Source organism: Kocuria himachalensis, assembly GCF_054784195.1.
In genome coordinates this window covers 1-6,108 of sequence record NZ_BAAGPL010000057.1, presented here as the reverse complement: position 1 = coordinate 6,108, position 6,108 = coordinate 1, and the positions used below count along the sequence as shown (strand labels likewise).

The following is a 6,108-nucleotide window of genomic DNA, read 5'->3' as shown; positions in this document are numbered from 1 at the left end:
TGCCCCAGATGTGCAGGAGGGTGTCCTCCCAGGAGGCATACAACGTATGTCCGCCGCGGACCATCTTCCCGAGCATCACCCCCGGGGTGTCGACGCCGAAGCGATCCGCTTTGGCCTTCGCCTGCTTCTGGGTGAACGGGGCGACGTCGCGCACCGAGGCCATGCGCGGTGCGGCACGGTCGTGTGTGACGACCTTCTTGGCCTTCTGGTGGCGCTTGAAGCCCCACAGCACGAACAGTGCCGCCGCCACCAGCCCGAGGGCGGCGGCCAAGACGATCTCGGTGGTGCGCCACGGAAGGTCTCCGGTGAAGACGCCCAGGGACCGTTCCCAGTACCCGGTGGGCAGCGGCTCGGTGCGCGGGGTGAGGGCATGTCCGGCGCTGGCGACGACGTAGAGGATCGCGGGGATACCGACTAGGGCGAAGAGCAGGGTGAGCAACAGGGCGACTTCCCCGCCGCCGGCCTTGTACTTGCGGTCCAGGGAGCTCATCGTTCGCCCCTCTCCTGAGCGGCGCGGAACTTGGCCTCGTGCCACTTCTTCTCAGTGTCGTGGACCTGGGACCGGCGCTCGGTGGGGGTGAACTCCATCGAGAACGGGATCCCCGCCCTCGCGCCGACCTTGATGAAGAACTTCCCCTGGCCCGGCGGCGGGGAGGTGGTGCGGTCGTCGAAGTACCATTCCCGGTTCTCGGGGTCCTGAAGCCAGGCCCGCAGCTCGGTGTCGTTGATCGTGAGCCGGTCGGTGGAGGCGTACACGTCATCGTTGGTGTACTGGATCTCCTCGTCCCCCCGGCGGTTCCAGGCGGGCGGGTCCTGCCAGGCAGCGAGCTGTTCCTGCTCGCGCATCGACAGCGGCACGGACTCGGTCAGCAGCGGCATCTCCGACTTGGCCAGGCCGCCGAGGATCTTGATCCCGCAGCGGTCCATGATGCCCTTGGCCTTGGCGCGGTCCTCCTCGCCCCGCACGGCCATCAGGTCAGACGGGGTGTGGGAGGCCATGATCTGCCCGACCCCCATCTCCCGGTTCAGACGGGTCAGCGCGTTGACCTGATCCACGATGCCGGGCCCGGCCGCCAGGGTGTTCCACAGCTCATCGAGGATGAGCAGGAACCGCTGCCGCTCAATCACCCCGTCATCGGCCAGCATGTTGGAGGTCCGCACCGTTCCAGTCCCGATCGACCAGCACGCCAACAGGGTGGCCGCCCGCAGATCGGACTCGGACTGGGAGATCCGCGACAGGTCGAAGACCATCGGCCTCGAGGCGTCGATCTTGTTGGTGGAGGGGCGGGCGAACATCTGCCCGAACGCCCCGGAACCGCACAAGGAGTTCAGCGAGGACTCCAGACCCTCCGTGATGGCCTCGTAACGCTCATCGTTGCCGCGATCCAGGGAGACCTCGCGCACCTCGACCGGCTTGTCCTTGAGCACCTGGCGCAAATCCGCCATGACCGGGACCGTGCCGGTCTCGGCGTGGCGGGCTTCCAGGACAGTGAGGCACCGGTCCAGGATCTGATCCTCGCGCTCGTCCAGCGGCTTCTTGCGCAGAATCGCGATCAGCGACCGGATCAGGTCGAACCGCCGGGTGTGCAGATCGACCAGCAGCTCCTCCGCCTTGGCAGGAGATAGCAGCTTGGCCGCCGCCACCGCTCCGGCGTCATCGAGCGGGTTGATGTGGCCGACCCCGCGGCCTAGCGGCAGCACGGCCCCGCCGAGGGCTTCGATCATGGCGACGTGTTCGCCCTTGATGTCTCCCAGGACCATCGGCCACACCCCGAAGGCGGCCAACCCGATGGCCATCCGCCGCAGCAGGGAGGATTTGCCCAGCCCCGGGTTGGCCATGATGAAGGCCGAAGGGTTGGCGATCACCCGCAGCTTCTGGAACCAGGAGATCGGGTCACAGCACACCGGCTCCCCGGAGAGCAGGTTGCGCCCCAGCGGGACCCCTTCCAGAGGGGAGCCCCCGCCCATGGGAAAGGGGAAGAGCCCGCAGACCTGATAGTTGGTGCCGCGCATCTCGCGGATCGGGTGCAGCAGCTGCGCCTCGCCCAGACCCCGGCCCTTGTGGCCCCGCGGGCCCGGGCGACGGGTGGAGGCGGCCGTCACCGAGGTGCTGCCGGTGCGCTTGGGCTTAGCGAAGACCTTGCCTAGCTTCGTGCGGGCGAAGGCACGGTCCAGGACGGTGGTCGAGGCGTTGCCCCGGCTGGCCGGGAGGATGATCTGGTTGCGTTTCGTGGTGGCCATTAGAGGGCGTTCCTCACGGTCGAAGGCAGGGCCAGGTGGTCCGGGATGACCACACCGAGGGGCAGGCCGGCGGCGAAGGTGGAGTCCTGGGCGCCGTAGGCCTCCTCCAGGCGGATCCTCGCCGAGGTGCCGAGGTTCTCGATGATGGCTTCGGCCTCGTCGAGCTCGCCCTGGGAACGGACGGTGGCGGTGACCACGAGGCCGAAGTTCAGCAGGCCGGCCCCGTCGGCCTCTTCGGCGGCGGTGGCCTGGGCGGCGCGGGTCTCGCGGGTGTCCCGGGCCGTCGCCCGGTTGCGGGAGGAGGCGTTGAAGGTGGCGGTGTTGATGTCGTTCTCCACCATCTGCGCGGCCCGGGCGGGGTCGATGGGGCGGTAGAGCAGGGTGACGCGCTTGCGCACCAGTTCCGGGTTCGGGGCGATCAGCGCCTGGAGCACGTTGGCCTGGACGGTGGAGCGCGGGGGCACGGACATCGCCCAGGACTTCGACCATGAGTTGTTGTGGTGGTAGCTGTCCCAGAAGGTGTCGGCGGCCTGGGGGCCGACCTCGCTCCAGTCCAGCTCCGGGGCCACCCCCTGGGCGTGGGCGCGGTCGAAGAGGACCGCCTCGGCCGGGTCGTAGGCCACCCGGATGACCTCGCACAGCTGCTGGGCCGTGAGCGGGGCGGCTACGCCGGCCCCGGTGTCGTTCAGGGACAGGGTGAGGTTGGGCAGCCGGGCGGCCAGGTCATCGGCGACCTCGGCTGCGTTGCGGATGCGCCCGCCGGCCCGCACGGAGGCTTTGAAGGTCACCGCGATGTAGGCCCGGGTGACGGTGGCCCCGGTGGGCAGCATCTGCACGGTCTCGTTGATGACGTCGCGGGCGAAGGCCGGGGCGTCGGGGCTCATGCGGGCCTCGATCTTCCGGGCGAGGCGGTATCCGGAGTCTGGGGCGGTCTCGATCGTCACCGAGGCCGCGGTCAGCCCCGGTTCGTCGGTGAGCATGCCCAGCCAGTGCGCCCAGCGGTCCACCCACCGGTTGATGTGCTCCTGATCGACCATGCCCCCGCCGTCGGGTTCGGAGGAGAACACCACGGTGTAGTGGTGTTTCTGCGGGACCTCGACCAGGGCGAAGGGGCGGCCGTAGCCGTCGACGTGCTCGGTGATCCTGGACCGGGCCGACACCCCGGGCAGCTTCGTGGTGCCCTCCGGCACCCGGGACACCGGCCCGGCCCGGTAGACGTTGGCCCCGGAGTAGACGGCGTTGGCCCACCCGGCGCGGCGGACGATGCGCTCGATCAGGGTGCGCCCGTGCTTGTTCTTCTGCATGGACAGGGCGATCAGGACCAGGATCACCGCTTCGAAGGCCAGGGCGACCAGCCACATGTTGAGCATCATCAGCAGGATCCCGCCGAGGACCCCACCGATCAGCAGCACGGTGCCGGCGGTCGAGAGTCCGGCCAGGCCCTTGGAGGTGGGCGTGCGGAAGTTGCCGTACACCCGCGGCCGGTTCTCGCTCGTCTTAGCTTCGGTCTGCGCCATCAGGGCGGCCCTCGTTTCCGGTCTCGTTGGCGATCTGCGCCTTGAACGCACGTGCCTGTTGCTGGGCGGCCTTCGCCGCCTGTCCCGCGCCGGTGGGGCCCGTGGGACGGGCCCCGGAGCGTGCCGGTGCTGCACCAGCACCGGACCCCGGCGTGGGACGAGCCCCTGTCCCAGCTCCGGCGCGAGGTGCCGCCCCGGTGCCGGGGATCGGTTGCGCCCCGGTCCCCGTAGAGGACCTCTGCGCACCGTCCTGGCCGGGGGTGCCCGTGGCGGACGCTCCCGCCGCTCCGGTGCTTCCGCCGGTGCTGGAGGTGCCCGCCCTCGCGCTGGACTCGGTGGCCTGGGAGACGGCTTCCCCGGTCTTCTGCACGGCGTTGGCGGCCGCCATGCCCGCCGCCACCGGTGCCGCCGCTGCACCCGCGGCTGCAGCACCAGCGGAGCCCGCCGTGCCAGTGGCACTGGCCCCAGCGGTGCCACTGGCCCCACCTGCAGCCGAGGACGGACCCGCAGGCGCGGAACCCGACCCGCCCTTCAAGGGCGATATGGAGGAGGAAGCGGAGGAAGAGTCAGAGCCGAACCCGCGTCCCGAGCGAGCCAGGTGGGAGGCTCCCTGCGGGATCGCTGCGCCCATCGCCGCGATCCCCAGCGCCCCACCGCTACTACCGCCGGAGGAGGACATCGAGCCCAGCACGGGGCTGAGGAACCCGATAAGCACGGGCAGGGCGAACACGGAGGCGACGATCATCATCAACCCGGCGGCGAACTGGATCAGCCCGCTGCCGGAGTCCTCCCACACCCCGGTGGTGGACATCTTGATCGCCAACCCGTAGATCAGAGCCGCAGCCGGTTTGTAGAAGGCGAAGGCCAGGGTCCAGGCGATGACCTTCTGGAAGAAGTTCTTCCCCGTCTCGGTGTTCAGAAACGCCGCGGAGAGCGGCAGGATCCCGGCCATCAAAAACAGCATCCCGGTGCGCAACACCATCAGCATCAACTGGATGATGTTCACGATGATCGCCACGACCCCGCCGACGATGATCAGGATGACGTTCCCGCCCAACCACACCGGATCCGCCGCCCCGGCGCTGGTGGCATTGTCCAGGGCCAACAGCTTGAGCACATCGGTCTGGAAGTCCTTCCCGATGGCGGAGTCGATGATCTGTACGGCCAGGGCGTCGGTGCCGGCCACCAGGACGTTGAGGATCGTCACTCCCGAGGCCGTGACCACGGCCAGGGTGAGCAGATTCTTCAGCAGGTCCCGGGCCGGTTCAGCGCGCTGGGTCCAAGCCATCTGGGCCCCGGCGATCATCACACTCAGCGCGGCCACGGCCAGGGTGAGGTAGAAGGTCTGGTCCTGGATGAACCCCACGGACCCGGACAGATTTCCCGCCCGGGCGGGGACGAGGAAGCCGATCAGACTGGTGGCCCCACCGATCAGTGCCGCCCCGGAGGCCAGCACGGTGGCCGTGTTCACCAGCCCGGCCCCGTCGCCGCGGCGGGCGTTGGTGGCCAGCACGATGCCCAGGAACAGCACCCCGAACACGCACACCCCCAGCCCGATCCAGCTCGCGTAGCTCAGCAGCAGATCGACCTGATCGTTGAACGCTCCCCGGACCGGAGCCTCAGCAGCGCCGCCGTTCTCGCTGGTAAGGCTGGCGCTACCAACCGTGGTCCACATGGATCCCAGAGAGGCGATCGTCTCCACCACGGCCGAAGTCACACCGTCGGCGATCTGATCCAGCGCATCCCCGGCTGCCCCGGTGAGCGCATCGCTGATTCCTTCCTTCGTGTTGCAGACGAGGTCGAGCCTGCCGCAGCTTTCCTCCTCAGCCATCGTGAGGTCCCCACGTGATGTACCCGTTCAGGTCTGACACCTGGCCGGCAACAGGGCCTGTGTCTCCGTTGTCGCGGAATACGAAGCGCCAATCACCGTCCTGCCAAACCATGTCAGCGCTGCTGGTGATGTACGTCTTCTCTGATCCGTCGTCTGCAGCGGCTACTACTTCAACGCTGGCCTTGTCGCCGGTGTAGGAGAGAAGACGGAAGCCGGCAATCTGCACAGGAGTGGTAGATGCGTCGTTCTCCGCGATGCGCTGTCGGATCTGCCCGATGTTGATGTCCTTGCCCGGGCCGTCCAAAGCCAAGGCCTGAGTCGTGTCCAGGAGGAGCTGTGGGTCATTGCTGGAGGCCAACATGTTCGCGACGCTCAGTAACGCCCCTTCGGGAGTGTGGGAGTAGCAGGAGCGCACACCCGTTGACTCGTCTACGGTGCCCGGTCCGTGCTCCTCCGAGGACGGTGCGTAGATCGCGCCCAGGGCGGTCCATTCGACGTCCTCGGGGGCCTTCGTGAGCG

General features: G+C 68.6%; 4 protein-coding genes and 1 pseudogene. All 5 read right to left on the bottom strand.

The annotated features are described in order from the left end of the window. Positions 1-490 (bottom strand): annotated as a pseudogene (locus ACYVM4_RS18515) (conjugal transfer protein); the annotation flags it as partial. Continuing rightward, entirely contained in the window at positions 487-2,241 is a 1,755-nt protein-coding gene (locus tag ACYVM4_RS18510) for an ATP/GTP-binding protein (RefSeq protein WP_460669503.1), read from the bottom strand. The pseudogene ACYVM4_RS18515 and the gene ACYVM4_RS18510, both read right to left, overlap by 4 nt. Next, positions 2,241-3,758 carry an SCO6880 family protein gene (locus ACYVM4_RS18505; RefSeq protein ID WP_460669502.1) on the bottom strand — a complete coding sequence of 506 codons (1,518 nt, stop codon included), beginning with the start codon at positions 3,756-3,758 and terminating at the stop codon, positions 2,241-2,243. The genes ACYVM4_RS18510 and ACYVM4_RS18505 overlap by 1 nt, the downstream gene beginning before the upstream one ends. Next, positions 3,739-5,589, bottom strand: coding sequence for a type IV secretion system protein (locus ACYVM4_RS18500; RefSeq protein WP_460669501.1), 1,851 nt, complete (start codon positions 5,587-5,589; stop codon positions 3,739-3,741). The genes ACYVM4_RS18505 and ACYVM4_RS18500 overlap by 20 nt, the downstream gene beginning before the upstream one ends. Then, positions 5,582-6,108, bottom strand: a 527-nt coding sequence (locus tag ACYVM4_RS18495) for a hypothetical protein (RefSeq protein ID WP_460669500.1), incomplete at its 5' end; no start/stop codon positions are given. The genes ACYVM4_RS18495 and ACYVM4_RS18500, both read right to left, overlap by 8 nt.